This window comes from Nonomuraea zeae (assembly GCF_005889725.1).
GTDB classification, from domain to species: domain Bacteria; phylum Actinomycetota; class Actinomycetes; order Streptosporangiales; family Streptosporangiaceae; genus Nonomuraea; species Nonomuraea zeae.
The window spans coordinates 1-25,114 of sequence record NZ_VCKX01000135.1; the positions used below are offsets into that span (position 1 = coordinate 1).

Annotated in this window: 26 protein-coding genes; 13 read left to right on the forward strand and 13 right to left on the reverse strand. The window is 71.1% G+C overall.

Features of this window, described 5'->3' with window-relative positions:
* Window positions 1-567, reverse strand: a 567-nt coding sequence (locus tag ETD85_RS34650) for a TetR/AcrR family transcriptional regulator (RefSeq protein ID WP_138694066.1), incomplete at its 3' end; no start/stop codon positions are given.
* Between the two features lie 104 nt (window positions 568-671).
* On the opposite strand from ETD85_RS34650, the gene ETD85_RS34655 reads away from it, so the two are divergent.
* A complete protein-coding gene (locus tag ETD85_RS34655) occupies window positions 672-1,658 on the forward strand; it encodes an NADP-dependent oxidoreductase (RefSeq protein WP_138694036.1) in 987 nt (328 codons plus the stop codon).
* 459 nt (window positions 1,659-2,117) lie between these two features.
* Complete coding sequence (locus tag ETD85_RS34660; RefSeq protein WP_138694037.1) at window positions 2,118-2,771, forward strand: DUF6461 domain-containing protein; 654 nt, start codon at window positions 2,118-2,120, stop codon at window positions 2,769-2,771.
* Window positions 2,772-3,595: 824 nt separating this feature from the next.
* Here ETD85_RS34660 and purU read toward each other — a convergent pair.
* Window positions 3,596-4,450 (reverse strand): formyltetrahydrofolate deformylase, encoded by an 855-nt coding sequence (gene purU, locus ETD85_RS34670; protein ID WP_138694039.1) that lies wholly within the window; start codon window positions 4,448-4,450, stop codon window positions 3,596-3,598.
* A gap of 318 nt (window positions 4,451-4,768) precedes the next feature.
* Here purU and ETD85_RS34675 point away from each other — a divergent pair, with 318 nt between their 5' ends.
* Both ETD85_RS34675 and ETD85_RS34680 read left to right on the forward strand, forming a co-directional pair.
* Window positions 4,769-5,719 carry an inorganic phosphate transporter gene (locus tag ETD85_RS34675; RefSeq protein WP_138694040.1) on the forward strand — a complete coding sequence of 317 codons (951 nt, stop codon included), beginning with the start codon at window positions 4,769-4,771 and terminating at the stop codon, window positions 5,717-5,719.
* A 49-nt stretch (window positions 5,720-5,768) separates the two neighbouring features.
* Window positions 5,769-6,401, forward strand: coding sequence for a DUF47 domain-containing protein (locus ETD85_RS34680; protein WP_138694041.1), 633 nt, complete (start codon window positions 5,769-5,771; stop codon window positions 6,399-6,401).
* A 7-nt stretch (window positions 6,402-6,408) separates the two neighbouring features.
* Here ETD85_RS34680 and ETD85_RS34685 read toward each other — a convergent pair whose 3' ends face one another.
* Entirely contained in the window at window positions 6,409-7,290 is an 882-nt protein-coding gene (locus ETD85_RS34685; protein ID WP_170246992.1) for a TIGR03620 family F420-dependent LLM class oxidoreductase, read from the reverse strand.
* 34 nt (window positions 7,291-7,324) lie between these two features.
* Between ETD85_RS34685 and ETD85_RS34690 the strand changes: the two genes are divergently transcribed.
* The 3 genes from ETD85_RS34690 to ETD85_RS34700 all read left to right on the forward strand — a co-directional run bounded on the left by ETD85_RS34690 (window position 7,325) and on the right by ETD85_RS34700 (window position 9,209).
* Complete coding sequence (locus ETD85_RS34690) at window positions 7,325-7,672, forward strand: ArsR/SmtB family transcription factor (RefSeq protein ID WP_138694043.1); 348 nt, start codon at window positions 7,325-7,327, stop codon at window positions 7,670-7,672.
* A gap of 69 nt (window positions 7,673-7,741) precedes the next feature.
* Window positions 7,742-8,719 carry a YbgA family protein gene (locus tag ETD85_RS34695; RefSeq protein ID WP_240779622.1) on the forward strand — a complete coding sequence of 326 codons (978 nt, stop codon included), beginning with the start codon at window positions 7,742-7,744 and terminating at the stop codon, window positions 8,717-8,719.
* 34 nt (window positions 8,720-8,753) lie between these two features.
* Complete coding sequence (locus ETD85_RS34700; RefSeq protein WP_138694045.1) at window positions 8,754-9,209, forward strand: NUDIX hydrolase; 456 nt, start codon at window positions 8,754-8,756, stop codon at window positions 9,207-9,209.
* A gap of 11 nt (window positions 9,210-9,220) precedes the next feature.
* Here the strand turns inward: ETD85_RS34700 and ETD85_RS34705 are convergent, their stop codons facing one another.
* Complete coding sequence (locus tag ETD85_RS34705; protein WP_138694046.1) at window positions 9,221-9,964, reverse strand: MBL fold metallo-hydrolase; 744 nt, start codon at window positions 9,962-9,964, stop codon at window positions 9,221-9,223.
* Window positions 9,965-10,008: 44 nt separating this feature from the next.
* Between ETD85_RS34705 and ETD85_RS34710 the strand changes: the two genes are divergently transcribed.
* Entirely contained in the window at window positions 10,009-10,944 is a 936-nt protein-coding gene (locus ETD85_RS34710) for an ornithine cyclodeaminase family protein (RefSeq protein WP_170246993.1), read from the forward strand.
* Between the two features lie 10 nt (window positions 10,945-10,954).
* Here ETD85_RS34710 and ETD85_RS34715 read toward each other — a convergent pair whose 3' ends face one another.
* Both ETD85_RS34715 and ETD85_RS34720 read right to left on the reverse strand, forming a co-directional pair.
* On the reverse strand, window positions 10,955-11,731 hold the full coding sequence (locus ETD85_RS34715; protein WP_138694048.1) for a hypothetical protein: 777 nt from the start codon (window positions 11,729-11,731) through the stop codon (window positions 10,955-10,957).
* Between the two features lie 16 nt (window positions 11,732-11,747).
* Window positions 11,748-12,374 carry a TetR/AcrR family transcriptional regulator gene (locus ETD85_RS34720; protein WP_206058977.1) on the reverse strand — a complete coding sequence of 209 codons (627 nt, stop codon included), beginning with the start codon at window positions 12,372-12,374 and terminating at the stop codon, window positions 11,748-11,750.
* A 79-nt stretch (window positions 12,375-12,453) separates the two neighbouring features.
* Here ETD85_RS34720 and ETD85_RS34725 point away from each other — a divergent pair, with 79 nt between their 5' ends.
* Complete coding sequence (locus tag ETD85_RS34725) at window positions 12,454-13,389, forward strand: zinc-binding dehydrogenase (protein WP_138694049.1); 936 nt, start codon at window positions 12,454-12,456, stop codon at window positions 13,387-13,389.
* A gap of 91 nt (window positions 13,390-13,480) precedes the next feature.
* Here the strand turns inward: ETD85_RS34725 and ETD85_RS34730 are convergent, their stop codons facing one another.
* The 5 genes from ETD85_RS34730 to ETD85_RS34750 all read right to left on the reverse strand — a co-directional run bounded on the left by ETD85_RS34730 (window position 13,481) and on the right by ETD85_RS34750 (window position 19,480).
* Window positions 13,481-13,921, reverse strand: a complete 441-nt coding sequence (locus tag ETD85_RS34730) for a hypothetical protein (protein WP_138694050.1) — start codon at window positions 13,919-13,921, stop codon at window positions 13,481-13,483.
* Between the two features lie 27 nt (window positions 13,922-13,948).
* Window positions 13,949-15,586 (reverse strand): tetratricopeptide repeat protein, encoded by a 1,638-nt coding sequence (locus ETD85_RS34735; RefSeq protein WP_138694051.1) that lies wholly within the window; start codon window positions 15,584-15,586, stop codon window positions 13,949-13,951.
* Window positions 15,587-15,855: 269 nt separating this feature from the next.
* A complete protein-coding gene (locus ETD85_RS34740) occupies window positions 15,856-17,079 on the reverse strand; it encodes a DMT family transporter (protein WP_170246994.1) in 1,224 nt (407 codons plus the stop codon).
* A 362-nt stretch (window positions 17,080-17,441) separates the two neighbouring features.
* The gene (locus tag ETD85_RS34745) at window positions 17,442-17,930 is read right to left on the reverse strand and encodes a GNAT family N-acetyltransferase (protein ID WP_138694053.1); all 489 of its coding nucleotides are present in this window, start codon (window positions 17,928-17,930) and stop codon (window positions 17,442-17,444) included.
* Window positions 17,927-19,480, reverse strand: a complete 1,554-nt coding sequence (locus ETD85_RS34750; RefSeq protein WP_138694054.1) for an NsdA family TPR-like regulatory protein — start codon at window positions 19,478-19,480, stop codon at window positions 17,927-17,929. Before ETD85_RS34750 ends, ETD85_RS34745 begins: the two co-directional genes overlap by 4 nt.
* A 275-nt stretch (window positions 19,481-19,755) precedes the next feature.
* Here ETD85_RS34750 and ETD85_RS34755 point away from each other — a divergent pair, with 275 nt between their 5' ends.
* The 4 genes from ETD85_RS34755 (at window position 19,756) to ETD85_RS34770 (ending at window position 23,474) form a co-directional block, all read left to right on the forward strand.
* Window positions 19,756-20,037 carry a hypothetical protein gene (locus ETD85_RS34755; RefSeq protein ID WP_138694055.1) on the forward strand — a complete coding sequence of 94 codons (282 nt, stop codon included), beginning with the start codon at window positions 19,756-19,758 and terminating at the stop codon, window positions 20,035-20,037.
* A gap of 568 nt (window positions 20,038-20,605) precedes the next feature.
* Complete coding sequence (locus ETD85_RS34760) at window positions 20,606-21,469, forward strand: mechanosensitive ion channel family protein (protein WP_240779624.1); 864 nt, start codon at window positions 20,606-20,608, stop codon at window positions 21,467-21,469.
* A gap of 99 nt (window positions 21,470-21,568) precedes the next feature.
* The gene (locus ETD85_RS34765) at window positions 21,569-21,949 is read left to right on the forward strand and encodes a globin (protein ID WP_138694057.1); all 381 of its coding nucleotides are present in this window, start codon (window positions 21,569-21,571) and stop codon (window positions 21,947-21,949) included.
* Between the two features lie 16 nt (window positions 21,950-21,965).
* Entirely contained in the window at window positions 21,966-23,474 is a 1,509-nt protein-coding gene (locus ETD85_RS34770) for a glycoside hydrolase family 13 protein (RefSeq protein ID WP_138694058.1), read from the forward strand.
* Here the strand turns inward: ETD85_RS34770 and ETD85_RS34775 are convergent.
* Both ETD85_RS34775 and ETD85_RS34780 read right to left on the reverse strand, forming a co-directional pair.
* A complete protein-coding gene (locus ETD85_RS34775; RefSeq protein WP_138694059.1) occupies window positions 23,469-24,632 on the reverse strand; it encodes an MFS transporter in 1,164 nt (387 codons plus the stop codon). The two genes, ETD85_RS34770 and ETD85_RS34775, sit on opposite strands and share 6 nt — an antisense overlap.
* Before the next feature lie 39 nt (window positions 24,633-24,671).
* Window positions 24,672-25,097, reverse strand: coding sequence for an acyl-CoA thioesterase (locus tag ETD85_RS34780; RefSeq protein WP_206058978.1), 426 nt, complete (start codon window positions 25,095-25,097; stop codon window positions 24,672-24,674).
* Window positions 25,098-25,114 lie beyond the last annotated feature (17 nt).

Sequence of the window (25,114 nt, forward strand, 5' to 3'; positions counted from 1 at the left end):
CACGGGAAGCGGGTGGGCAGCCTCGGGGCGCAGGCCGTCGAAGACCAAGCCGAGGTAGCGCCGCCAGATGCCGGGCACCGCGTCGCCCAAGGGTGCCGTCGCCTGCGAGACACCGTTGATCAGCAGCACGATGTCGTGGCCCGTGACGTCACCGCGTACGGACCCGGCTTGCCTGGCGTTGGCCGTGAGCGCGTCCGCGACCCCGACCAGCCGGTCGCTCGCGGCCCTGATCTCCGGATCCTGGCGGGTGCTCGCGGTGACCGCCTGGCAGAACGAGCGGTCGGCGCACTGCAGCTCGACCGCCTCCGCCATGAACGCCAGCAGCGCCCCGCCGGCGTCCGCGCTCCCCAGCAGCGCCTCGCCCGCGTCGGAGAGCCGGTCGAGCTGGTCACCGAAGATCGCGGCCAAGAGCTGCTCCTTCGTGGCGAAATGCCGGAACACCGTGCCCTTGCCGATCCCCGCCCTGGCCGCGATACGGGCGATCGACACCTCCGTCCCGTGCTCCGCGAACTCGGCTGCGGCGGCGTCGAGCAGCAACCGCCGGTTGCGTACGGCATCGGCCCGCATCTTCCCCACGAACCCGACCCTATCGCAACCGGACCACCCGGTCATATTATGCTGCCAACATGACCGGACGGTCCGGTTATTGCGTTCGGTTTGGAGGAGGGCACATGAAGGCGCTGGTGGCCAGGGGATATGGCGGGGTGGAGCTGCTGGAGCTGACGGACGTACCGGTCCTGGTGCCGGGTCCTGGCCAGATCCAGGTACGGATCGCGGCGGCGGGCCTCAACCCGGCCGACCTCAGGCTGGTGAGCGGGGTGTTCAGGGAAGCGGCCCCGCTGACGTTCCCGCACGTGCTCCGGGGCGATTTCGCCGGTACGGTCACGCGTACGGGCGAGGGTGTGGAACGCTTCGCGCCCGGGGACGAGATCTTCGGATTCGGCCTGGTGCGCTCGGCCGGGAGCATGGCGAGCGTGGCCGCCATGCCGCCCTCGTTCACGACGGGGACGATGGCCGAGTACGCGCTGTTCGAGGCCGACACGCCTGCCCTGGCGCATCTTCCGGCCGGTCTGGCCGCCGGGCAGGCCGCCGCGCTACCGACGGCGGCCCTAACCGCGCTGCCCCTGCTGCGCGCCTGGGACTTCACGGCGGGCACGAAGGTGCTGGTCATCGGGGCCGCGGGCGGGGTGGGTGGCGCCGTGGTGCCGCTGCTCGCGGCGCGTGGCGTGCATGTGATCGCCACCGCGATTCCAGCGGACGAGGGCTACGTGCGCGGGCTCGGGGCGGCGGAGGTGATCGACTACCGTTCGGTGGAGGTGACCGATGAGACGCTGCGCCGCCATCCCGAAGGTGTCGACGCCCTGGTCAACCTGGCCCTTCCGGGAACGTCGCTGCCTGCCGCGGCGCGGGCCGTGCGACCGGGCGGCCGCCTGCTGAACATCGCCTTCCCCGGCCCCGGCCCGGATTCCGGGTTCGAGACCGTCTACACCAAGGCCCGGCCCGGGGATCTGGAGGAGGTGGGGGCACTCGCCGTGAAGGGCGTGCTGCCGGACACCGTCACGCGGCGGTATGACCTGGACGAGGGCGTACGGGCTTATACGGATCTGGCGCACGAGCACGTGCGCGGGAAGCTGCTCGTCACCGTATCGGCTGGTTAGCGGAACTGGACCGAGGCGGTAGAGACCGGGCCAAGGTGGGCTGGGGTCGGCCGAGCTTAGCGCGGTCTGAGCCAACGTAGTCGGAACTGGGTCGAGGCGGCGGGGGCTGGGCCGACGCAGCTGCCGGGCCGAGGTGGCGGGAGCCGGGCCGAGGCAGCCGAGACCAGGCCAAGACAGCGGGCTGGGCCAAAGCAGCCGGAGCTGGACCGAGGCAGCCAGACCAGGCCGAGGCAGCCGGAGCCGGGCTGGACTTCATGAGGGCTCGGCCGAGGTAGGCGGAGCTGAACCGAGGTGCCAGGGTCTGGGCCGAGCTTATGGGGGCTGGCCGAGGTGACGAGGGCTGGCCGAGGTGACGAGGGCTGGCCGAAATCACCGGCTGGGCGCGCTACTGGTCCCGGCCTGGCAGCGGCGGGGCTGAGGCCGCGGTTTTGTCGGTGGCGTTTGCCAGTATCAGGCGGCATGACGACCGATCCTCTCGCCCAGTTCCGCTGGCTACAGGCCCCGGACGCAGACGCGGACAATCCGCTCGGCGACATCTACTGCGTGTCCTTCTTCCGCGGGCTGGAGCCCGCCGAGGTGTTACGCCGCTTCGGACCGGCCGGGCCGCCAGGACAGGAGATGACCTTCGCCGAGCTGGACGAGAAGGTCTTCGAGTTCGTGCAAGCCACCGACGGCGGTGACGGCGGAGGTCACGTCGCCGCGATCCCGGCCGGTGAGTGGTGTGTCGCGGTCGAGCTGTGGGGCTGGGAGGCGACGCTCGGGGAGGTGCTGTCGCGGCTGTCCAAGAGCAGCGAGGTGGTGACCGTCGGGCGGCACGACTACGCGGAGGACGACTTCAGCTACGCGATCGACGGCACCGTCGTCACCAGCTTCCGGCCGATCATGCCCAGTGACCGGCACGGGAGCGATCCGAATCGGCTCGCCGACCTCATGCGTGAGGTCGGGCTGCCTACCGAGGAGGTCGATGACGATGCTTGGGAGGCACGGTGGGAGGACATGTCCAACAACGGCCTCGCCCGAGCGTTCGCGCTGGCGGCCAAGCTGACCGGGGTGGAGTTCACGGCCGAGCTACTGTTCCAGGGCCCGCTGCTGGTGGGCGCCATCGACCACTGACACGGCGACCGTCGACGGGTCATCGACAGATCGCCGACAGGTCGTCAACGGGCCAGTCGTGCCACACGTGCCACACGTGCCACACGTGCCACACGTGCCACACGTGCCACACGTGCCTTGGCCAAGCAGCGCCGCGCGCGGGCAGCCGCCAATCCGCCTCGGCCTGCCGCAACGCGCCTCGGCGACGTCCCTCGGCCCACGCCACTCGCCCCCTCGGCCCACGCCACTCGCCCCCTCGGCCCGCGCCGATCGACCCGCCTGTTCGTCCCCGCCCCCCTCTGCACCTCAGCCAGCGACATGTCGTCCCACACAAGCCGGATCACACCTCGGCCGGACGATGCCTCGCCCCCACGGCCGTCGGCACGCGTCGGGCGGTCAACGACCGACCTGTACGACTGTCGCCATGCGTGGCCGAGTGACGACCCGTCCCCACACAACCCCATCGCACTTCGGCCGAGCGACATCCCTGTCCCCCGACCGTCACCACGTCCTTGGCCACCGACGGCCCGCCCCAACCAACCGTCACCACGCGTTTACTTAGCGGTGCCCTGCCCGGCGACCGCTCGCGCGGGTGACGAGGACCGGGCGACGAGGGTCGGGTGACCGGAGCCGGGTGACCGGAGCTGGGGCCAAGGTGAGCGGGGCCAACCGTTCGGATGCGGGCCTGTGGAGACGGGCTTACGAAGGCGGGGGTAAGGAGGCGCGCTCGTGGAGACGCGCTCGTGGAGACGGGCTCGTGGAGACGGGCTCGTGGAGACGGGCTCGTGGAGACGGGCTCGTGGAGACGGGCTCGCGGAGGCGGGCTCGCGGAAACGGCGGGTGGTCTAGCGCGGGAAGACGATGGTCTTGTGCCCGTCCAGCAGCACGCGCTGCTCGGCGTGCCACCTGACCGCCCTGGCCAGGGCCACGCACTCCACGTCCCGCCCGATCGCCACCAGGTCCTCGGGCGAGTGGCTGTGGTTGACCCTGGCCACCTCCTGCTCGATGATCGGCCCCTCGTCCAGGTCGGAGGTCACGTAGTGGGCCGTGGCGCCGATGAGCTTGACGCCGCGGTTGTGCGCCTGGTGGTACGGCTTGGCGCCCTTGAACGACGGCAGGAACGAGTGGTGGATGTTGATGGCCCGTCCCGCCAGCTTCTCGCAGAGGTCCTCCGAGAGCACCTGCATGTAGCGGGCCAGCACCACCAGGTCCACCTGATAGTGCTCGACCAGCGCCAGCACCTCGCTCTCCTGCCTGGACTTGGTCTCAGGGGTGATCGGCAGGTGGTGGTAGTCGATCCCGTACGACTGGGTGAGCGGGCGCAGGTCCGGGTGGTTGGAGACGACGGCGACGATCTCGATGGCCAGCGACTTCGACCGGACCCGGTAGAGCAGGTCGTTGAGGCAGTGATCGAACCGGCTGACCATGATCAGGACGCGCGGCTTCCTGGCCACGTCGCGCAGCTTGAACTCCATGGCGAAGTCCGGCGCGAGCCCAGCGAACGCCGCGTTGAGCTCGTCCTCCCCCAGCGAGCCCGCGAACTGCACGCGCATGAAGAAGCGCTGCCCCACCGGATCGCCGAACTGCTGGCTCTCCATGATGTTGCAACCGTGCCCGGCCAGCAGGCCGGAGACGGCGGCCACCACACCGGGCCGGTCGGGGCAGGACAGGGTCAGGACGTATTCGGCGGGGCTGGTCATGCCTTCACTCTCACGGGCGTGGGGTCGTCGGGCGCCTTGTGGCTGATCTGGGCAGAGTACAGGCCGCCGGCCGGGCCCGAGAGCACTCGGCCTGAAGACGACGAGACGTGCGAGCCCGGCGGGCGCGGGGCCCGGGAGACAGGGCCGGCTCACCGATCGGTTGCGGATCCTTGGCCATCATTCACCCGATCTTGGGTAGTTATTGGTCATCACGCACGAACGTTTGTCGTGGCCACAGCCGTGATCCCCCCACAAGGGCTGTCGCTGGATCGGACGCGTCCCGCCTGGGCCGGGCGGACGGGGATGGAGCACGTGCCGTTGGAAACCGCTGTACTGATCGTGGTCGCCGGCTTGTTCGCGGTCGTGTCCGGGGTCAACGACGGCGGCGCCCTTCTCGCGACCGGCCTCAAGCTCACCACGGTCCGCCCGGCGACCGGCATCCTCACACTCGTGGTCCTGGTTGCGCTCGTGCCGCTGGTGACGCAGCACGTGGCCCGGACGTTCGTGACCAGGCTGGCCACCTTCGACGAGCCGGGCGGCAAGGTCGCGATGACGATCGCGGTGATCTCGTCGCTGGCCGTGGTGGCCTGGCTCGGCGCCATCGGCCGCCCGACCAGCCTGACCCTGGCCATCGTCGGCGGCCTCACCGGCGCGGGCCTGGGCTGGGGCCTGCCGGTCTCGGCCGGGCAGGTCGGGCTGGTGCTCGCGTTCGGGCTGGCGGCGCCCGTCGTGGGCGGGCTCGTGGCCTGGGTGCTCATCCGCGTGCTGGTGGTGATGACCACGGCCAGGGGGCTGCCGCGCTGGCACTGGGCCGGGTTCCTGCTGCAGAGCCTCGCCTACGCGGCCAACGACGGGCAGAAGATGCTGGCCGTGTTCATGATCACGTTCGGCTTCTCCGAGGCGCCGCTGACGTACACGTCGCTGGTGGCCGTGCTGTTCGGGATCGGCACCCTGTACGGCCTGCCCAAGGCGGGGCGGACGCTCAGCCGCGAGATCATCGTTTCCCGGCCCGCGCACGGGGTCGCGGCCGAGCTGGCCGCGGGCACGGCGGTGATCGGCTGCGCCGCCGCCGGCATGCCGGTGAGCATGACCCAGGCCGTCGCCGGCGGGCTGATCGGCGCGGGCGTGGCGCAGGGCAGCGGCCGGGTCCGCTGGTACGCCGCCGTCAAGATCGTCACGGCCTGGCTGCTGACCTTGCCCGCGAGCGCGCTGCTGGGGTGCGGGCTGGCGCTGCTCGTGCACGGGTTCGTGATCATGGAACTCACATGAAAGGACTGGCGAGCGTGAAGCGTCGTTGCGCCTCGAAGGCGGCAGGACGATGAAGCGCCTGCGGCGGATCCGGGATCTCATGACCGGCCGCATGGACAGCGCGCTCACCGATGCCCTGCTCGGGCAGCTCCAGGCCACGAAGGAGGGTGCGTGGCTGGCGATGGCCATGATCGGGGGCGAGGTCGGCCGGACGGGAGCGCACGAGCAGATGCGCTCGATCGAGCACCTCGGCGACGAGGAACGCGCCCGGCTCATCGAAGAGCTCAAGTCCGCCCTGGTCACCCCGATCGACCGCGAGGACCTGTTCCGCCTGTCGCGTTCGATCGACGACGTGCTGGACTCCCTGCGGGACTTCGTCCGGGAGTCGCACCTCTACCGGGTGCCCGACCAGATTCGCTTCACCCCCCTGCTCGACCAGGTGATCGTCGGCATCGACGCGCTGGAGAACGCCGTCCGCGACCTCGCCTCCCGCCCTTCCGTGGTGGTGCACGACGCGCTGGAGGCGAAGAAGGCGGGCGGCGCGATCAGGCGGATGTATCAGTACGAGATCTCGCGGATCTTCTCCGGGGAGGTCACGCCGGACGCGATGAAGGAGCGGGAGCTCGTGCGCCGCCTCGAGATCGTCGGTGTGGCCATCGGCGAGGCGGCCGACGCCATCACCGACGGCGCGATGAAGAGGTGATCGACGATCACAGGCCGAGTGCCGGGGCCAGGCGGGTCAGCTGGGCCAGGGCGTCGGCCAGGTCGGGGACTTCCGGGGAGAGCGGCTGGAGCGCCACGTGGTCGGCGCCGGCGTCGAGGTGGGCCTGGACGCGGCCGGCGACGGCGGCCGGGTCACCCCAGGCGACGATGGCGTCCGTGAGGCGGTCGCTGCCCCCGACGGCGAAGTCGGCGTCGGTGTAGCCGAGGTCACGCAGGTTGTTGAGGTAGTTGGGCAAGGTGAGGTAGTAGGCCATGTGGGTGCGGGCGATCGCGCGGGCGCGCGCGGGGTCGGACTCCAGCACGACCGCCTGCTCCGGGATCAGCAGGCGGTCCGCGCCGAGGATCGCGCGGGCCTGCGCGGTGTGCTCGGGCGGGACGAAGTAGGTGTGGGCGCCGCCCGCGCGCTCTCGCGAGAGCTCCAGCATCTTCGGCCGCAGCGCGGCCAGCAGCGTCGGGAACTCGGCCTTGGGCAGGATCTTGTAGGCCTGGTCCATGGCGTCGAGATAGGTGCGCATCGCGGTCAGCGGCTTGGTGTAGTCGTGACCTCGGCGGGCGACGAGGGGGCCGTGGCTGACGCCGACGCCGAGGAGGAACCGGCCCGGATGGCCATCGGCCACCGTCACCGCCGCGGCGGCCATGGCAGTGGCGTCGCGGGCCCAGAGGTTGGCGATGCCCGTGCCGAGCGTGATGCGCTCGGTGGCCGCCAGCAGGATGGCTGCCGCGGCGAACGGCTCCTTGCTGCCCCAGCCCTCGTTGACCCAGATCGAGCCGTAGCCGAGCGCCTCGATCCGCGCCGCCGCCCGCCGCCCCTCCTCGGCGGGAGCCTTGCCGACCATGGGATGCCATACTCCGACGCGCCCGATCTGCACGGCGCTCTCCCCTCGCGTAGAATGTTCGACTGAGATGGAACAATACTCTGATGTTCGACCGCAGTCGAACAGGGCCCGCAATCTGACCCACACCTCGGCGCTGGAGGTCTCGCTCCAGGGCGCGCTCGACGCGCTGGGCGACCCGATCCGCCGCCGCATCGTGCGCGAGCTGGCCGGCGTGCCCGACTGGACGCGCGCCTGCGGCACGTTCAACGACCTGCCGGTGGCCAAGTCCACGCTCAGCCACCATTTCTCCGTCCTGCGCAACGTCGGCCTGCTCGAACAGCGCGACGAAGGCGCCCGCCGGCTCAACCGGCTCAGGCGCGCGGAGTTCGACGACCGTTTCCCCGGCCTCCTGTCGCTGGTGCTCGCCGAGGAATGAGCAGCCGTAGGTAGTGATCTTCCCGGCCTTGGTTGCCTGTTCGGGCACCTCGGAGGTGCAATGAAAGGTGTGATCGCCAACGCTGGGACGACGGGGAGCCCGGACGTGCGTCCCCGGCTGGCGGTGTCCAGCTGCCTGCTGGGCGAGCCCGTCCGCTACAACGGCGGGCACAGCCGCGACCGGTTCCTGTCCGGTGTGCTCGACCCGTACGTGGACTGGGTGCCCATCTGCCCCGAGATGGAGGCGGGCCTGGGCACGCCCCGCGAGACCCTGCGCCAGGAGAGCTCGCCGCGCGGGCCGCGCCTGATGACCCGCACGACCCGCGTCGACCTGACCGACCGCATGACGGCGCTGGCCGTCGGGCGCGCGGCCACCCTCGACGTGGACGGCTACGTGTTCAAGGCCAAGAGCCCCACCTGCGGCATCCACGGCGTGCCCCTCTACCGCGACGACGGGCCGCCGGTCGATCGGCGGCGGCAGGGGCTGTTCGCCGGGACCGTCATGGAGCGCCATCCGCTGCTGCCGGTGGAGGACGAAGGGCGGCTGCACGACGCGCTGCTGCGCGAGAGCTTCGTGGAGCGCGTGTTCGCCCACGCCAGGCTGCGCGCGCTGCTGAGCGGCGACTGGCGGCCACGCGACCTGGTCGCCTTCCATTCGCGGCACAAGATGCAGCTGCTCGCCCACGATCCGGAGCTCTACCGCCAGGCCGGGCGCGTGGTGGCCGCGGCCGGCACGCGGCCCCCCGCCGAGGTGGCCGCCGACTACGCCGAGGTGTTCCAGCGGACGCTCGCCACGAGGGCCACCGTCGGCAGGAACGTCAACGTGCTGCAGCACTGCCTGGGCATGCTCGCGCTCGACCCCACCAGGCGGGCCGACCTGGTGGAGGTCATCGACTCCTACCGGGCGGGCCTGGTGCCGCTGAGCGTGCCCACCACGCTGCTGCGCCACCACGCCCGTGGCGAGGCCGCCGAATACGTCCGCGACCAGTCGTACTTCTCGCCCTTCCCCGATGACCTGCGCCTGCGCAACCACGTGCCCAGCGGCTGACCTGACGGGGGCCGCCGCCCGATAGCGTCAGCCCATGAGCGCCACGGAGAGCACCGCGACGAGCAGCGACCGCCCCGCCGCGCGCGTGGTCTGCCTCGACCGCGACGGCCGGGTTCTGCTGATGCACTGGTACGACCCCATCGCGGGCAGGGACGTCTGGGAGCCGCCGGGCGGCGGGCTCGACCCCGGCGAGACGCCGCTGGAGGCGGCCAGACGGGAGCTGACCGAGGAGACGGGGCTGCCCGGCGCGGCGGTGCTGGACGGCTTCGTCGCGGTCGAGCGGGATTTCTGCTGGTACGGGGTCCGCTATCTCAAGACCGAGCCCTTCTACCTCGCCAGGTTCGACGAGGCGCGCCCGGACGTCGATCCGGGGGAGCTCACCGACGAGGAACGCGCGTCGTTCCGCGGCTACGAATGGGCCGAGGAGCTGCCCGAAGGGGTCCAGCCGCCGGAGCTGGCGAAAGTCATCGAGCAGCTCACGTCCCGCTGACCGCGGCCGGCTCAGGGCAGGTCCACCGTGACGCCTGGCGAGGCGACGGCCAGCGGGCCCGCGTACGACTCCGCGGCCGCCGCCAGCGCAGGGGCTTCCGGGGTGTCCGGCCACAGGTGGGTGAGCAGCAGGCGCGTCACCCCGGCCGCCGCCGCGGTACGCCCCGCGTCCCGCGCGCTGGACAGGTAGGGGGCGTCCTCCTCCGGCACCCGTTCCGGATAGGTCGACTCCGCCACCAGCAGATCCGCGCCCTCGGCCAGCCTCACCAGCTCGGCGGCCGGGCCGGTGTCCCCGGTGTAGGCGAGCACCCGGCCGCCGTCGCTCAGCCGCATCCCCGCGTTGGGCACGTGGTGCGGCAGGTCGAAGGCGTCCAGGCGGAAGGGCCCGAGCTCGTACGGCACGCCGGGCGTCAGGTCGTGCACCTCGAAGCCGCCGGCCAGCATGCGCGCCTGGTCCAGCGCCAGCACGGCGTCCAGCGCTCCCGGCGGCGCGTAGACCGGCAGCGCCGGAGCCGGCGGGTCGCCGAGGACGCGGGCGCGCAGGAGCGGGTTCAGGTCCGCGCAGTGATCCGGGTGGCCGTGGCTGACCAGCACCGCGTCCACCTCGTCGGCCCGCATCCAGGTGAGCAGCCGGGGCAGCGTGGCGTAGCCGGGGTCGATGAGGATCCGGAAGCCCTCGTGCTCGACCACGTACCCACTGCACGCCTGACCGGCCGCGGGCCAGGCTCCGCAACCCCCCAAAACGGTGAATCGCATAGAAACCCTTACCTTTAGTAGGAAAAATCGGGAAATATGGAGACGTGCTCGCACTCACACAGTCCGAGGTCGAACGCCTCCTCCCCGCCCCCGCCTACATCGACCTCATCGAACAGGCCTTCGCAGCCTACGCCCGCGGCGAGACCCTCCCCAGCCGCCTGGCCCACCTGGACAGCCCGCCCGGCGAGTTCCACATCAAGGCGAGCGGCCTGGGCGGCGTGGTCGCCGTCAAGATCGGCGCCTGCTTCTACGACCGCCCGGCCACCCTGGGCCTGCCGAGCATCGCGGGCGTCATCGCCCTGTTCGACGGCTCGAACGGGGAGCCTCTCCTGATCCTGGAGTCGGCCACGGTCACCCGGCTGCGCACGGCGGCCGCGACCGCGGTGGCGGTCCGCCACCTCGCGCTCCCCCAAGCCGCCACCCTGGCCGTGCTCGGCACCGGCGCCCAGGCCGCCGACCACATCGCGGCCATCCGCGCGGTACGCCCGATCGAGCGCGTCATCGTCTGGGGACGCGACCGGGCCAAAACCGAACGGTTCGCCGCCGAGCACCGGGCGGAGGCCGCCAGGGAGCCGGGGCAGGCCGCCGGGCAGGCGGACGTCGTGGTGACCCTGACCCCCGCCACCACCCCGTACCTGGGCCTCCGGGACGTGCGGCCGGGCACGCTCGTGGCGGCGGTCGGCTCGGACGCCCCCGGCAAGCGCGAGCTCCACGACGACCTGCTGGCCGGCGCGGCCCTCGTCACGGACGTCACCCACCAGTGCGCCGAGGTGGGCGAGCTGCACCACCGGCCGGGCACCCCGGTCAGGAGCGAGCTCGGCGACGTCGTCCTGGGCGCGGTGAAGGGGCGGCAGAGCGCGGAGGAGATCGTGGTCTTCGACTCCACGGGCACCGCGGTCCAGGACGTGGCCGCCGCCCAGGCCCTCTATGCCGCCGCGCTCGCGGACGGCGCGGGCCGGCCGCTCCCCCTGTGGGACTGACCGCCCGCGCTCAGCGGGAGTGGCCCAGCTCGGCCAGGGCCGTCGTCATCAGCCCGCGCAGCAGCGTGCCCGCCACCTTCTCGTGCTCCGGCTCCACGGACAGCCCTTGGGCCACCCGGTCCCGGTAGACCTCCCGCTCGTGCCCGTCGGTGTAGGGCAGCGCGGTCATCCCGACGATGACGGTGGTCCTGGTGCCGCCCCTCGGCAGGACGGCGACGGCGTGCGTACGCAGGCAGGTCTCGTCGGGGGCGCCGTACCAGCCGCACTTGACCGCGGCCTCCGGCGAGCCGATCGCCTCGCGGACGCCGAACGCCTGCTCCGTGCTGACCTGCCGCATCCACTCCAGGATGATCCCCGCGATGGGATCGCCCGCGGAGGCGGACTGGGCGAGCACCGCGTAGGCGATCGCCACCTCCTCGGCCGCGACCTCCACGGACCCGAACCGCGACGGATCTCCGTTGGGCGGCGACCAGGCGACGCCGGTGCGCTGGTAGAGGTCGTCGAGAATGACCCGGGGGCCGGCGACCAGCCACAGGTTGAGCGTGTCGGCGTTGGAGGAGACGACCACGGCGGGCTCGGCGTGCCGGCGCCACCGGTCGGTGTCGGTGAAGCGGTCGGCGCTCACCCACGCGTACAGGGGCTTGAGCAGGGAGGCGCAGCGCAGCCGGGTCATGCCCACGCTGACGCTCACCGCACGGGCCGGCGGTCCGCCATAGCCGCGCCTGATGCCCGCGGCCTGCACGCTGGCACCGTGATCAAGATCGTATAGCAGCCCGTTGAAGCCCACGTCCCCAACCGTAGACCTACGGGGAGGCTCCCCAGCGCGCTTCGTACCACGCCACGCTCGGCGGGTCGCCGGGCAGCGGGGTCACGCCCGGCGCGCGCAGCCCGTCGAGCGCGATGGCCAGCAGGCGCTCTTTGACCTGCTGGTTCTCCGGGCCGGCCGGGCCGGGGAAGGGGCGGCTGAACTGTTCGATGAGCAGCGCGAGGTCGAGCTCGGTCACGTCGCCCCTGAGCGCGCCCGTCTCGTGCGCCCTGGCGACCAGCCGGCCGATCGCCTCCTCGGACCTGCGCGCGGTGCGCCACATCTCGTCGGTCACCTCGATGGTGCCCGCGACCGGCGCCAGCGCGCCCGACCGGAAGCCCACGCAGGAGCGGACGTAGAGCGCCAGCCCGCCCCACGGATCGGGCTCGGCCAGACCCGCCTCCGCGGCCTCGACCGCCCGCTCCATGGCGATCACGCACAGGCGCTGGAGCAGCTCCTCCTTGGTGCGGTAGCGGCGGTAGAGGCTGCCCATGCCGACGCCCGCCTGCCTGGCGATGGCCGACACCGGCGCGTCGAAGCCCTGCGTCGTGAACACCTCGTGCGCCGCCTGCAGCAATGCCAGGTCGTTGCGCGCCGCCTCGGCCTGCCGGCCGCGTTTCGCCATGCGGTCAAGGATATTGCGGAGCCCATCGCTCCGCTAAACTACTAACGGAGCAGATCGCTCCGATAAAGCGAGGTGGATCATGCGTGCAGTGGTTCTGAGGCGGTACGGCGGGCCGGAGTCCCTGGTCGTCGAGGAGGTGCCCGATCCGGTTGCCGGTCCGGGGCAGGTGGTGGTGGAGGTGTCGGTGGCCGGCATCACGTTCGTGGAGACCCAGGTACGCGCCGACCGCGGCCCGCGCCGGGCCGAGCTGCCCGCGATCCTGGGCAACGGCGTCGCGGGCACGGTGGTGTCGGCGGGCGACGGCGTGGACCCGGCGCTGATCGGCACGCGGGTGGTCAGCACGCTGGGCGGCTACGGGGGTTACGCGGAGCTGGCGGTGGCGAGCGCCGGCGATCTCATCCGCATCCCCGACGGCCTATCGCCGGAGGTCGCGGTGGCGGTGCTGGCCGACGGGCGCACGGCGGTGGGCCTGGCGCGGGCCGCCGCGCCGCAGCCGGGCGAGTGGGTGCTGGTGCTGGCGGCCGGAGGCGGCGTGGGCAGCCTGCTCGTGCAGCTCGCCCGCGACGCCGGGGCCCGCGTGATCGGCGCGGCCGGCAACGCGGCCAAGCGCGACCTGGCCACGGCCCTGGGCGCCGAGCTGACCGTCGACTACACCGCCCCCGGCTGGACCGCCCAGGTACGCGCCGCTTCGGACGGCATGGACGTGGTCTTCGACGGCGTCGGCGGCGACGTCGGCGCGGCGGCCCAGGACACGCTCAAGGACAAGGGCCGCCTGAGCGTGTACGGCATGGCGGGCGGACCGATGACCAAGCCGGACGCGCGCGTGACGGCGGTCGCCTGGCCGTGGACGGACCTGCGCGAGCTGTCCAGGGAAGCCCTCGCCCTGGCCGCGGCCGGCCGCCTGCGTCCCACGATCGGCGCCACGCTCCCGCTGGAGTCCGCCGCCGAGGCGCACGCCGCCATCGAGGCCCGCACGGTCACCGGCAAGACCCTGCTCATACCAGCGCGGCGGTGAAACGGGCGCGCGAATCGGGAGTTGGGCCGGATGACCGCACCTCCGGCGGCATGTTCCGTATACCGGGACATGCCTCCGGCTCAACCGGGTGTCAGGCCCCGAACCTGGCCCACGACACGAAGAACGCGAGCGGCAGCAGCCCCACGAGCGCCAGCGTGGTCACCGTCTTCCAGCGCCGCGCCACCCCCGGCTCCGTCAGGAACGCGGCCAGGCCACCCGCCCCCGCGAAGGTCACCGCCGCCATGACCGCGTGGGCGAACTCGGACGTCCACGACGGCAGCGCCTCCCCCACCAGCCTGAACACCACTAGCACCCCGGCCGCCGCCAGCGCCACCCGCCGCCCCGGCCGGACGGACACCCGTTCGAGCGCGTACGCGGCCCCCGCGAACAGGACCACCGTGACCACCACCACGATCCCGACGGCGGGCACCAGGCAACCCCAGTCCTCGCACCCGACCCCGGTCCACGCCAGGCGCACGGTGGCCCACCACAGCACCCCCAGAGCCGCGCACGTCAGGGCAGCTCTCCCCATTCGCCCCCTCATGGACCAATGGTCCCATCAGGAGAGCCGGTCCGCCCGATGCTCGTCGGCCTCCGCCTCGGCGCCACGGCCCAGGGCCCGGTAGGCGACCGCGCGGTTGGCGTACAGGTCGGCGTCCGGCTGGAGCTCGATGGCCCGCGTCAGGTCCTCGGCCGCGCCCGCCAGGTCGCCCGCCGCGTACCGCAGCACCCCCCGGTTCCCCCAGGCGGCGGCCAGGCCGGGCGCGCGGTCCACGGCCCGGTCCAGCGCCGAGCGGGCCTCGTCGAGCCGGCCCGCGGCGGTGTCGACCTGGCCCAGCACCGTGAGCAGGTGGGCGTTGCCCGGATCCAGGGCGAGCCCGGCCGCGACGTCCGCCCTGGCCTCCTCGTCCCGTTCGGCGGCGGCCAGCAGTCCGGCACGATTGATGTAGGCGTCCAGGTAGGAGGGGTCGAGCTCGATCACCCGGCCCAGATCGGCGAGCGCCGACTCGGCGTCGCCCAGGACCGCGCACAGCTCCGCCCGGTTGTAGTGCGCCTCCGGCAGCGGCGGCCCCACCCGGACGGCCTGCTCGAAGTCGGCCAGCGCCTCCTCGTGCTGCCCGAGCTTGGCCAGCAGGTTCCCCCGCTCCAGGTAGTAGTCGGGGAAGCCGGGGTTCAGCGCGATCGCGGCGGCGTAGTCCTCCAGCGCCTCTTTGGTGTCCCCCAGCGCGGCCAGGAGCTGGGCCCGGTTGGCCAGCAGCACCATCCGGTGCAGCGGATGGCGCCCGCCCAGCTCGCGCGCCAGCTCCAGGGCCGACTCGACCAGCGACAGCGCGGCGCCGAGCCGCCCGTGCCGCAGCTCGATCAGGGCCAGGCCGTTGCGGTCGAAGCCCAGCTTGAAGGCCCGCTCGGCGGGGTCGCGCAGGAGGCCGGAGATGGCGATGGCCTCGTTGATCCAGGCCCGCGCCCTGGTCAGGTCGCGGCGGGCCGGGTCGGGGTGGCGGGCGTCGAGCATCGCGGTGCCGTACGCGCTGGCGGCGTGCATCGCCGGATCCTGGCTGGTCTCGCGTACCCGGTCCCACACCGCGCGGGCCTCCGAGACGCGGCCGAGCCCGCCGAGCGCGGTCGCGGTGCGCTGGGCGAAGCGCCACCACCGCGCGCCCCCCGGCTCGGTACGCGCCATGCCCAGCTCCCCGAGCTCGACGATGGCGTGCAGGAACCCCTCATTGGTGCAGCGGTCCACCACGGCCCACAGCTCGTCGGGGTCGCGGGTGTCGGGAGGCGGCTTGGGGCCGCCCGAGTACAGCATGACCGTGAGCGTGGTGGCCGGGATGCGCCGCGTCATCACCTCGAGCAGCTCGGTGTCCGTGGGGTCGGTCTCGGCGACGTTGCACACGGCGATCGCCCGCCCGGGGCGCACGACGTCGCGGACGAACTCCGTGAGCCCGTTGGCCAGCCGCAGCGTACGGCGGGGCGCGGGGACCAGGATGCGCTCGTCCTCCGGCAGGCTCTCCTCGATCGGCGCCCGCCTGGCGGGGACGAGCCCGGCCAGCTCCGGCGCGGCGGCCCTGATCTCGATGCCGTGGGCGGCCACCAGGTTGCCCGCTCGCTCCATGGCCTGCGGCACCAGGTGGCGCAGCAGGGCGGCCGCGACAGTGTAGGGGCCGCGTGGCCGCCGATGCCCGTCGATCAGTGGCATCAGCAGCCGCGCGGCCCCCCATCTCGCGGGTGGTTCACCCTGGACTCTGAGGTGGGACCTCTCCTCAGTCACCCCTTGTGAATGACGCTGGAGGTCCCGGCGAGCCTTGCCGTTCCAGGCTTGCGGACAACGATGCGCTTCATGACGAACCTCTCCACTTGGGGTTAATTAACTATTATTAGGGCACTCCACCGAATATCAAGATTTATGGCGAATAAGTGGGAGGCTAATGGATAAGAAGCACTTGCCTTTTGATTGGGATATCTAACCTATTGGGACCGAAACCAGCGGTGCAAAGCCGCCGTTCCGTCCTGCCCGGATTCCTCCATGAGATCGCACAGGCAGCGGCCGAGCAGCGTGACCGACCGGCAGCAGCCGGGGCCCGGCAGGTTCCTGGCGCGGACGATGACCGAGGCGCGGTCGATCAGCCGCTCAAGGCTGGGCTCGCCGCCGCCCTTGAGGGAGCGGGTGTGCCAGGGGCACGACCCGGTGTCGACGCAGGCGCCCTTGGCCGGATAGGGCACTCCCCCGCCGTCGGGCCGCACCGACTCCTCCTCACGCTTGACCCGCAGGTCGGCCAGCGCCTTGGCGGCCCTGGCCGCCACCGCGAGCACCTCCCCGTTGCCACGCCTGCGGCCTTTCCCCATCGAGGCCCTTTCGGGCACGGCCAGCAGCATCGCGACCGCCATCAGCCCGCCGCCCACGATCATGCTCCAGCCGACCTGCTCCTGGAACCAGATCACCGCGATCCCGGCCACCCACACGGGCTGTGACGACATCAGGATCGCGCTCGGCACGGCGGGCACGTACGCCTGGCCGTACGAGCGGGCCAGGAAGCCCAGCGCGCACGAGACCACGGACAGATGCGCCAGGATCCCCCAGTCCGGGACGGTAGCCGGCAGCGTGATGCCGTCACGCACCGCGACGGCGCCGGTGAGCAGGCCGATGGTGAAAAGCTGGATCACGGTCAGGGGGAAGGCGTGAAAGCCCGTCCCGCGGCTGGTCAGCCGGGCGAGCAGCAGCGTGTGACCGGAGTAGAGTGCCGCGGCGGTGAGGGTCACGCCGAGGGCCAGCACCGACACCTCGTGCTCCTCCACCCCGCGAAGCAGCGTGAAGGCGGTCATGCCGGCCAGCGCGAGCACCACCCCGGCCCAGACCCGCTTCGGCACCTTCGTCTTGTGCAGGACGAGCGCCAGGATCGGCGTGATCACCACGCTGCACCCGACGGCGAAGCCGGACACCGACGACGGCAGGCTGTGCAGCGCCACGGCCTGGCCCGCCTGGCCGATCCCGAACATCAGCCCCAGCAGGATGCCGTTGGCCCACGTCCCCCGTGGCAGCCCTCGCAGGCTGGCCGGCCTGAGCAGCAGCAGTGTCAGGGCTGCGATCAGGTAGCGCTCCGCGAGCAGATCCTCGACAGGTAACCGGTGGATGAGATCCTTCATCAGCGGGAACGCCGACCCCCAAGCGGCGCTGACGAACAACAGAAGCACGGCTCCCTGGAGGGGTCGGGAATCGGGCACGACTGCCATGGCAAAAGCATCTCACTACGATTCGCAGCCATGGATGTACAGTCAGCAGCCAGTGATGGTCCTCTACAACTCGGTGGTAAGAGCCTCACCCGCAGGCCCCTACATCCTTATCCCCAGAGGCCGATACTTGCCCATTTCTCACATATCCGTCACCGGCATTGGGCGAAGACTGCCCGATAAACCGGCCGGGGCGGTCGTCACTCACCGTGACGATGAGAGTGGCGGCGGTGTGGTCACGCCGAGGGGGTCCCGGGAGAGGTCACCGGGGAAAGCCGGAAACGCGGCCCCAGGAGGGGGAGCTTGGGGCCGTCGGAAGGAGCTGGCTAGGACTCGAGGACCGCGGGCGGGATCAGGCGCTTCTCGCCGTAGACGACGATCAGGTCACCCACCTGCTGCCTGGAGAGCTCTCGCCAGCCCTGGCGTTCGTACAGGGCCAGGGCGGCCTCCTGGTTGAGGGTCGTGTCACCCCTGACGCAGTGGAAGCCGAGCTCCACCGCGCGCCGTTCCAGGGCGACGAGCATGGCCGCGCCGAAGCCGCGCCGCTGGAACTCGGGATGGACTCTGAGCCGGCAGATCTCGGCGGTCCCCGTGTCGACGGGCTTGAGCCCGCCCATGGCGACGACCCGGGAGCCCACCGTGCCGACGAGGAAGTCTCCCCCGCAGGCCAGGTAGATCTCCTGGATGCGCGGGAAGTCGTCGTCGTAGTAGACCCCGTCACCGGGAACCAGGCCCACCTCGGCGAGGCAGACCTGGTGCAGTGCGAGGATGGTGTCGAGATCAGACCAGCGGTAACGCCGGATCTTCAGCTTCATGCACCGCCCCCCTTCAGTTGGGGCTGTTTGGGCCGACGCAACGCGGCTCGGTAGCGGTCGAGACCGGGGACGCTCGCGTCCGCGGCCACGATCGCCTGCTCCAGGGCCAGGGCGGGACGCACGATGAAGTCGGTGAGATACTCGTCGCCGACCATCGCCAACGCGTCCGCGCCGATCTTCACCGCCTCGCTGACGTCGCCGTCGATCAGACGGCACTGGGCCTGGTCGAGCCTGATCAGCGTCTGGTCGAGGATGTGGTCTTCGTATTTGCCCAGGGCCTGGTCCAGCACCACCTCGGCCTCGATCGTCTGGCCGAGCTTGGTGAGCACGTCGCCCTGGTAGAAGTAGAGCTGCCGCTCGGTGTAGCCGAAGGCGAGGTCCTCCTGCTCCTCGCTCTTCATGTGGGAGAAAGCGTTCCTGGCCCTGGCCAGCGCGCGCTTGGCCTGGTCGACGACCTCCTTCTTGCTGTCGGTGCCCGACAGCATGGCCAGCGCCCTGGCCTCGACGACCGGGGCCATGGCCTGGGCCGGGCACGGCGTGGAGCCGGCCAGGTCGCGGCTCTTCTTGGCGAGGTTGAGTGCCTCGCGGGCGTCGCCGAAATAGAGGGGCACCAGCGACTCGCGAGCCGTGATCCACGCCCGCAGCGCGCGGTCGCCCGTCTCGTCCGCCGCCGTGCGCCCGGTGCGGAAGAACGAGCGCGCCAGCCGGTGGTCGCCCAGGTTGATCATGATCATGCCGCTCAGCCCGGCGAGCTGGGCCGCCATTCTGCACAGGCGTTCCTGCAGGTCCATGGGCTGGCGGCGGGACATGGCCGTGCGTACGGCGCTCAGCTCCAGCAGCACGTCGCACAGCAGTCTCAGGGGGGCCGTCGTGGTGTACTGGCGGCCGAAGCTGATCGTCGCCTCTTCCCACGCGTCCAGCATCGCGGCCGACACCGTGGCCGACACCAGCGTCTCGTCCATCCGGCGCCGGATGCCCTCGCACGCGCCGAGCACCGGTCCGTCGAGCTGCTCGGCGGGCTTGCTGTCGACGCTGAGGAGATTTAACAACGTCCGGCGGAGTATGTTCTCGTCCTCCTCGGCGTCCGGTTCGGTGACCATCGGCTGGAGCAGCAGCTCCCGCTGCGTCGGCAACAGCGGCCGCTCCTTGTTGTCGCCTCCCAGCACTCCGGGCATCCGGTGGCCGTGGCCGCAGATGCACGGCCCGTCGAAGCCGAGGGCGATCGGCTCGACCCGGTAGACGGTGCACAGGTAGTGGAGGTATTCGGGGCCGGGGCGTTTGAGCCCGCTCTCGTAGGCGGACAGCAGCGTCTCCCCGATGCCCGGCATCGGCTTCGAGTCGCGTTCGAACAGGGCTCTCACCTGTTCGATGACGTCGGCCAGCGCGATGCCGTAGGACAGCCGGTGGGCCTTTATCCGAGTCGTGCTGAAGTGGGCCGTGCACGCTTCGTGGATCTCATCAGCTATCTGGGCGGAAGTGCGCCCGGCGGCCAAGCCCTTGGCTCGGATCCGCCGGGCGATCTCCGTTTCCCTGTGCTGCCTGCCGGTCATCCCGGCCCCTCTCACACATGTCTCGACCGGTTCACGTCTGGTGACTCAGCGTAGCCTTCATGTCGCTGTGCGACTACCCATGACTATGGACCAATGGCGACAGGTTGGAAACGCCCTCCTTCAGCGTACGGTTAAGGATCGTCCTCCGAGGGTGCGTTTCTTACAACCCATGAGGGAGAAGCAACTCCCTGTAAGCGCGGGGGCCTCGTTGCGTCCCGCCTTGACATGAGACATCTTTGGCCCACCAGCATCGATTCTTGGAGGAGGGACGGACGGTGGGGGACGACAACTTCGAGCACCTGCAGCGTCTCGTGTCTGAACTCGGGGCCCGTGGGTTGCTCGCACGAGTGGTCCAGACCCAGAGCGGACGGAGGTTCGTACGGGTCATCAACCCGAACGCCACGAGCCTGTCCGAGAACGTCACCTGCCGGCCGACGGCAGCCGAGTTGCCGGACTGGTGGTACTGCTGGTCCTGGGGCGAACGGATGCACACGGCCGACGATCCGGCTGGAGCCGCGACGAAGGTCGCACGCGTGCTAGCCGCCGTGGGGGAATGATGACGTGGTGATCCGGGTGGAGCGCAGCCACCACGGGTCACCGCACCCACGGCGGCCCCACGGAGCCGGCGGAGTGGCCGGTGCGGAGGGTCTCCCGTTTGCCGGAGCCCTGGCCACTTCGCCGGTTCCCACCTTGAGCCGTACGGCAGACGAGCCGTACTCGTAGAGCCGCCCGCCTGGTCCGCCAGGCGGGTGTTCGGGGGATCCCTCCCGGAACCGGCACGGGACATGCTTCCGGGTGTGTGTCCCGCACCGAGCCGTCCGTCATCGGAGCGTCAGCTCTCTCCCTCCGCGGCCCAGAGAGCGGCGACCCCGTCTTCCCCGGCGTGATGTGACGGCGGGCGGTTCGGTCGGCGGTATTTTTGGAGCGAAACACGGTCCAATCAGCCGACCGAACCGCTTCCGGAGGGGGATCTACCCAGTGTTACTGCTGGTGACAATGTCGCCACCACCTGTTGCTCCGTCGTCGAGTGCTTCCCCGTCGTCGGGGCTCCTCGACGTGGAGAGGGTGACCCAGGACATCGGAGGTTACTGCGAGAAAGACTCCTTTTGCTCTACGGTGTTTGGGATGTTCGGCAACGCACCCTGGGCACCGCTGGTGGCCAGCGCGATCACCATCGTCCTGATCCTCATATTGGCCTTCGTCGTCCGTAACATCGCGCATCGGCTGATCGTCAAGGTGGTCAACCGCGCGGCCGTGGGTGGCTCGATCACCAGCCGGTTCCGCAAGGGCGCGGTGACCGACGGCATCGACGCGTTGCTGCACGAACGGCGCAAGCAGCGGGCCGAGACGATGGGGTCGGTGCTCAAGCACGTCGCGTCCATCGTCATCCTGGGCACCGCGGTGCTGACCGTGCTCGACCGGCTGACGATTCCCATCGCGCCCCTGCTGACGAGCGTCGGCATCCTCGGCGTGGCCATCGGCTTCGGCGCGCAGGAGCTGGTCAAGGACTTCATCGCGGGGATGTTCATGCTCCTCGAAGACCAGTACGGCGTGGGCGACGTGATCGACGCGGGCGCCGCCGTCGGCACCGTCGAGGCGGTCACCCTGCGCATCACGCGACTACGTGACGTGGACGGCCGCGTCTGGTACGTGCGCAACGGCACCATCACCCGGGTCGGCAACGAGTCCCAGGGCTGGTCGCGGGCCTACATGGACGTCCCCGTGGCCTATGACGCGGACGTCGTGGGCGTGCGGGTGCTGCTGGAGCACGTGGCCGAGGAGACCTGGGCCGACGCCGAGCTCCGCGAGTCCAAGATCGTGGAGCCGCCGCAGGTGTTCGGCGTGGAGCAGCTCTCCGACAGCTCGCTGGTGTTCCGCATCAGCGTCAAGACCCTGCCGTCGCAGCAGGCCGCGGTGTCGAGGGAGCTGCGGCTCAGGGTCAAGTCCGCTCTCGACGCCGCGGGCATCCCCATGGTCGCCGGCGCCTGACGCCCCCACGGTGTGCGCCCCCGGGCGCCCCTATGGTGTTGCGCCCAGCGCACACCCCTATGGTGTGCCGCCGTTCGCGGCACACCATAGTCTAGGAGGGTGACTGAGACCTCCTTCTACGACGCCGTCGGGGGCGAGGAGACCTTCCGGCGCCTCGTGCATCGCTTCTACGAGGGGGTCGCGGAAGACCCGCTGCTGCGGCCGCTCTACCCGGAGCCCGACCTGACGGGCGCCGAGGAGCGGCTGCGGGGCTTCCTGATCCAATACTGGGGCGGCCCCAACTCCTACAGCCAGGAGCGTGGCCACCCGAGGCTGCGCATGCGCCACATGCCGTTCGTGATCGGCGAGCCGGAGCGAGACGCCTGGCTGCGGCACATGCGCGACGCCGTCGACTCCCTCGATCTGACCGAGGACCAGGCGACCAAGCTCTGGGACTATCTGGTCTATGCGGCCCACAGCCTGGTGAACTCACCCACATAACGGGCATGACCGCCACATGGATATCCCCTGGTGGCGCGACGCCGTCGTCTACGAGATCTACGTTCGCAGCTTCGCCGACGCCTCTGGAGACGGCGTCGGCGACCTGGCCGGAGTGCGCGAGCGCCTGCCGTACCTCGCGCGGCTCGGGGTGGACGCCGTCTGGCTGACGCCGTTCTACCCCTCCCCCATGGCCGACGGCGGCTATGACGTGGCCGACTACCGGGACGTCGATCCGCTGTTCGGCACGCTGGCCGACTTCGAGTCGCTGGTGTCCGACGCCCACCGGCTCGGGCTGAAGGTGCTGGTGGACATCGTGCCCAACCACAGCTCCTCCGAGCACCCGTGGTTCCAGGCGGCGCTACGCGGCGAGAAGCGCGAGCGCTACATCTTCCGCGACAAGACCAACAACTGGCAGTCCACCTTCAGCGGGCCCGCGTGGACGAAGGTGGCGGACGGGCAGTCGTACCTGCACCTGTTCGCGCCGGGGCAGCCCGACTTCAACTGGCGCAATCCCGAGGTGCACCGCGAGTTCCTCGACATCCTGCGGTTCTGGCTGGATCGCGGGGTGGACGGGTTCCGGATCGACGTGGCGATGGGGCTCTACAAGGCCGAGGGGCTGCCGGACGTGGGCGACCAGTCGTTCAAGGCGGTCTCGCCCGTGTGGGGGCAGCCCGAGGTGCACGAGGTCTATCGCGAGTGGCGCAAGGTGCTCGACGGCTATCCGGGCGAGCGGATGGCCGTGGGCGAGGTGTGGACGGACAGCTCCGAGGACCTCGCGCTCTACCTTCGGCCCGACGAGCTGCATCAGAGCTTCAACTTCGCCTGGCTGCAGGCGCCGTGGTCGCCGACGGCGTTCCGGAAGGTGATCGAGGACACCCTCGCCGCGGTGCCGTTCGCGACGTGGGTGCTGTCCAACCACGACGTCGTACGCCACCGCACCCGCTACGAGACCGCCGACCCCGGCACGGGGCTCGCGCGGTCCAGGGCGGCGCTGCTGACGATGCTGGCCCTGCCCGGCTCCGCCTACCTCTACCAGGGCGAGGAGCTCGGGTTGCCCGAGGTGACCGACCTGCCGGACGAGGCCAGGCAGGACCCGGTCTTCCTCCAGTCGCAGGGCAAGCTGCCCGGACGCGACGGCTGCCGGGTGCCGATCCCGTGGACGGTCGACCCGCCCTCGCACGGGTTCTCGCCCGGCGGGGTGGAGCCGTGGCTGCCGCAGCCGGCGACGTTCGCGGAGCTGAGCGTCGAGAAGCAGGAGGGCGACTCGGACTCCACGCTGGAGTTCTACCGCCAGGCCCTGGCCTGCCGCCGTGACCTGGCCAGATCCATTCCTTATACGCTGGAGTGGCTGAAGTCTCCCGAGGGAGCGCTTTTCTTCACCCGCGGCTCGCTGATCTGCGCCGTCAACTGCGGCCCGAAGTCCGTACGCCTGCCCGAGCACGACAGCGTGCTGCTGTCGAGCGGCCCGATCAAGAGAGGGCTGCTGCCCCCGGACACCGCGGTGTGGCTGCGCCGCGAGTCATAGCCCCTGCGGGCGCTCTCCGCGAAAGGGGATGACGGGCAGCGAGAGCACCGCGCACGCCAGGCCGGCGGCGAAGCCCGTCCACATGCCCGCGTTCGCCATCAGCACCCCGGCCAGCGGGACCACGGCCAGGGAGACGGAGTTCTGGACGGTGTTGTGGGTGCCGAGCACCCGGCCCGCCCAGGCGGGCCCGGCGAGCTCGCCCGCCGCGAGGTAGGCGAGCCCGTTGCCGGCCACGGTCATCACCGCGGCCAGGGCGATCATGACGGGCCCGAGCCAGGTGCGGCCGATCGTGCCGGCGGCCAGCAGCACCAGCACGCCCACGTTGACGAAGGTGATCAGCAAGAGGGGCCGCATGCGCAGGCCGGTCCGGTCGGACCAGCGTCCGACCGCGATGCGCACCGCGGCCCCGCCGATCGCCGCCACCCCGAAGAGCTGGCCGGCGCCCACGCTGTCCCAGCCGTAGAGCTTGACGAGGCAGCTCACGCCGTACGTGCTGACCACGATCTGCGGGACCACGTGCAGCGCGCTGGTGGCGTGCACCCGCCACAGCGCGGGCTGCCGGTACGGCGTCCCGGCGGGCGCCGTGCCCGACCCGGCGATGTCGTGCGGCGGTTCGGCCAGCAGGAGCGCGGCCAGCGTGGCGGCCAGCAGGCTCACGCACGCGCACACGACGAGCACGCCCGGCAGCCCGTACGCCCGCGCGACCGGCGGGAGGGCGAACGCGCCGACGGCCATGCCGAGGGTGAAGGACACCTGGCGCAGGCCCATGGCCACGCCGCGCTCCGGCGGCTCGAACCAGCGCAGCACGATCCGCCCGCCGCCGACCATCGCGGCCGAGCCCGCCGCGCCCGCCAGCGCGAGCAGCGCGATCACCACCCAGGTCTGCTCGACGTAGGCCACGGCGGCGAACAGCACGGCCGCCAGCCCCACCCCGGTGCCGAGCACCAGCCGCTCGCCGTGCCGGTCAGCCAGCGCGCCCCACGCGACGAGTGCTAACAGAATGCCGATGGCCGGGGCGTTGGCAATGATTCCGGCCACCGGCATCGGAACACCGAAATGTCGCTCTATCTCGGGCATGACCAGGGGCAGGCCGAAGAGTCCTAAGGTGACGCTGGCGTGGGCGTTGACGCCCAATGCCAGCATCAACCAGCGCTTCATAATCTGATCTTCCGGTAACGAGGGGATTTGCGATAGCGGCTAGGCCGGTTCGGCGAATCGCTTGAGATAGGCCAGCTCGCTCTCGTTGAGCCTGCGCGGGGCCTCCCGCTCGACGTCGTAGGCCGCGATCACCGACCTGGCCGTGACGTAGACGCCCTCGTCGTCGAGGATCTCGTAGTGCAGCGTGAAGCGCACCGGCCTGACCTCCGTGACCCAGGACTCGACGCGCACCGGCTCGGCGCGGAAGCCGAGCGGGCGGCGGTAATCGATCTCGTGGCGGGTGACGACCAGACCCTTGAACGGCTCGTCGCCCGCGTTGTGCGGATCGATGTGGAACATGCCGAAGCGGGCGTCCTCCAGGTAGTCGAGGAAGCGCACGTTGTTCACGTGGCCCTGGGAGTCGATGTCGGCGAATCTGACCGTCCGGAGGTAGACGTGCCGCTGAGCCTGGGTGCGTTCAACCACGTCAGCAACCGTACCCG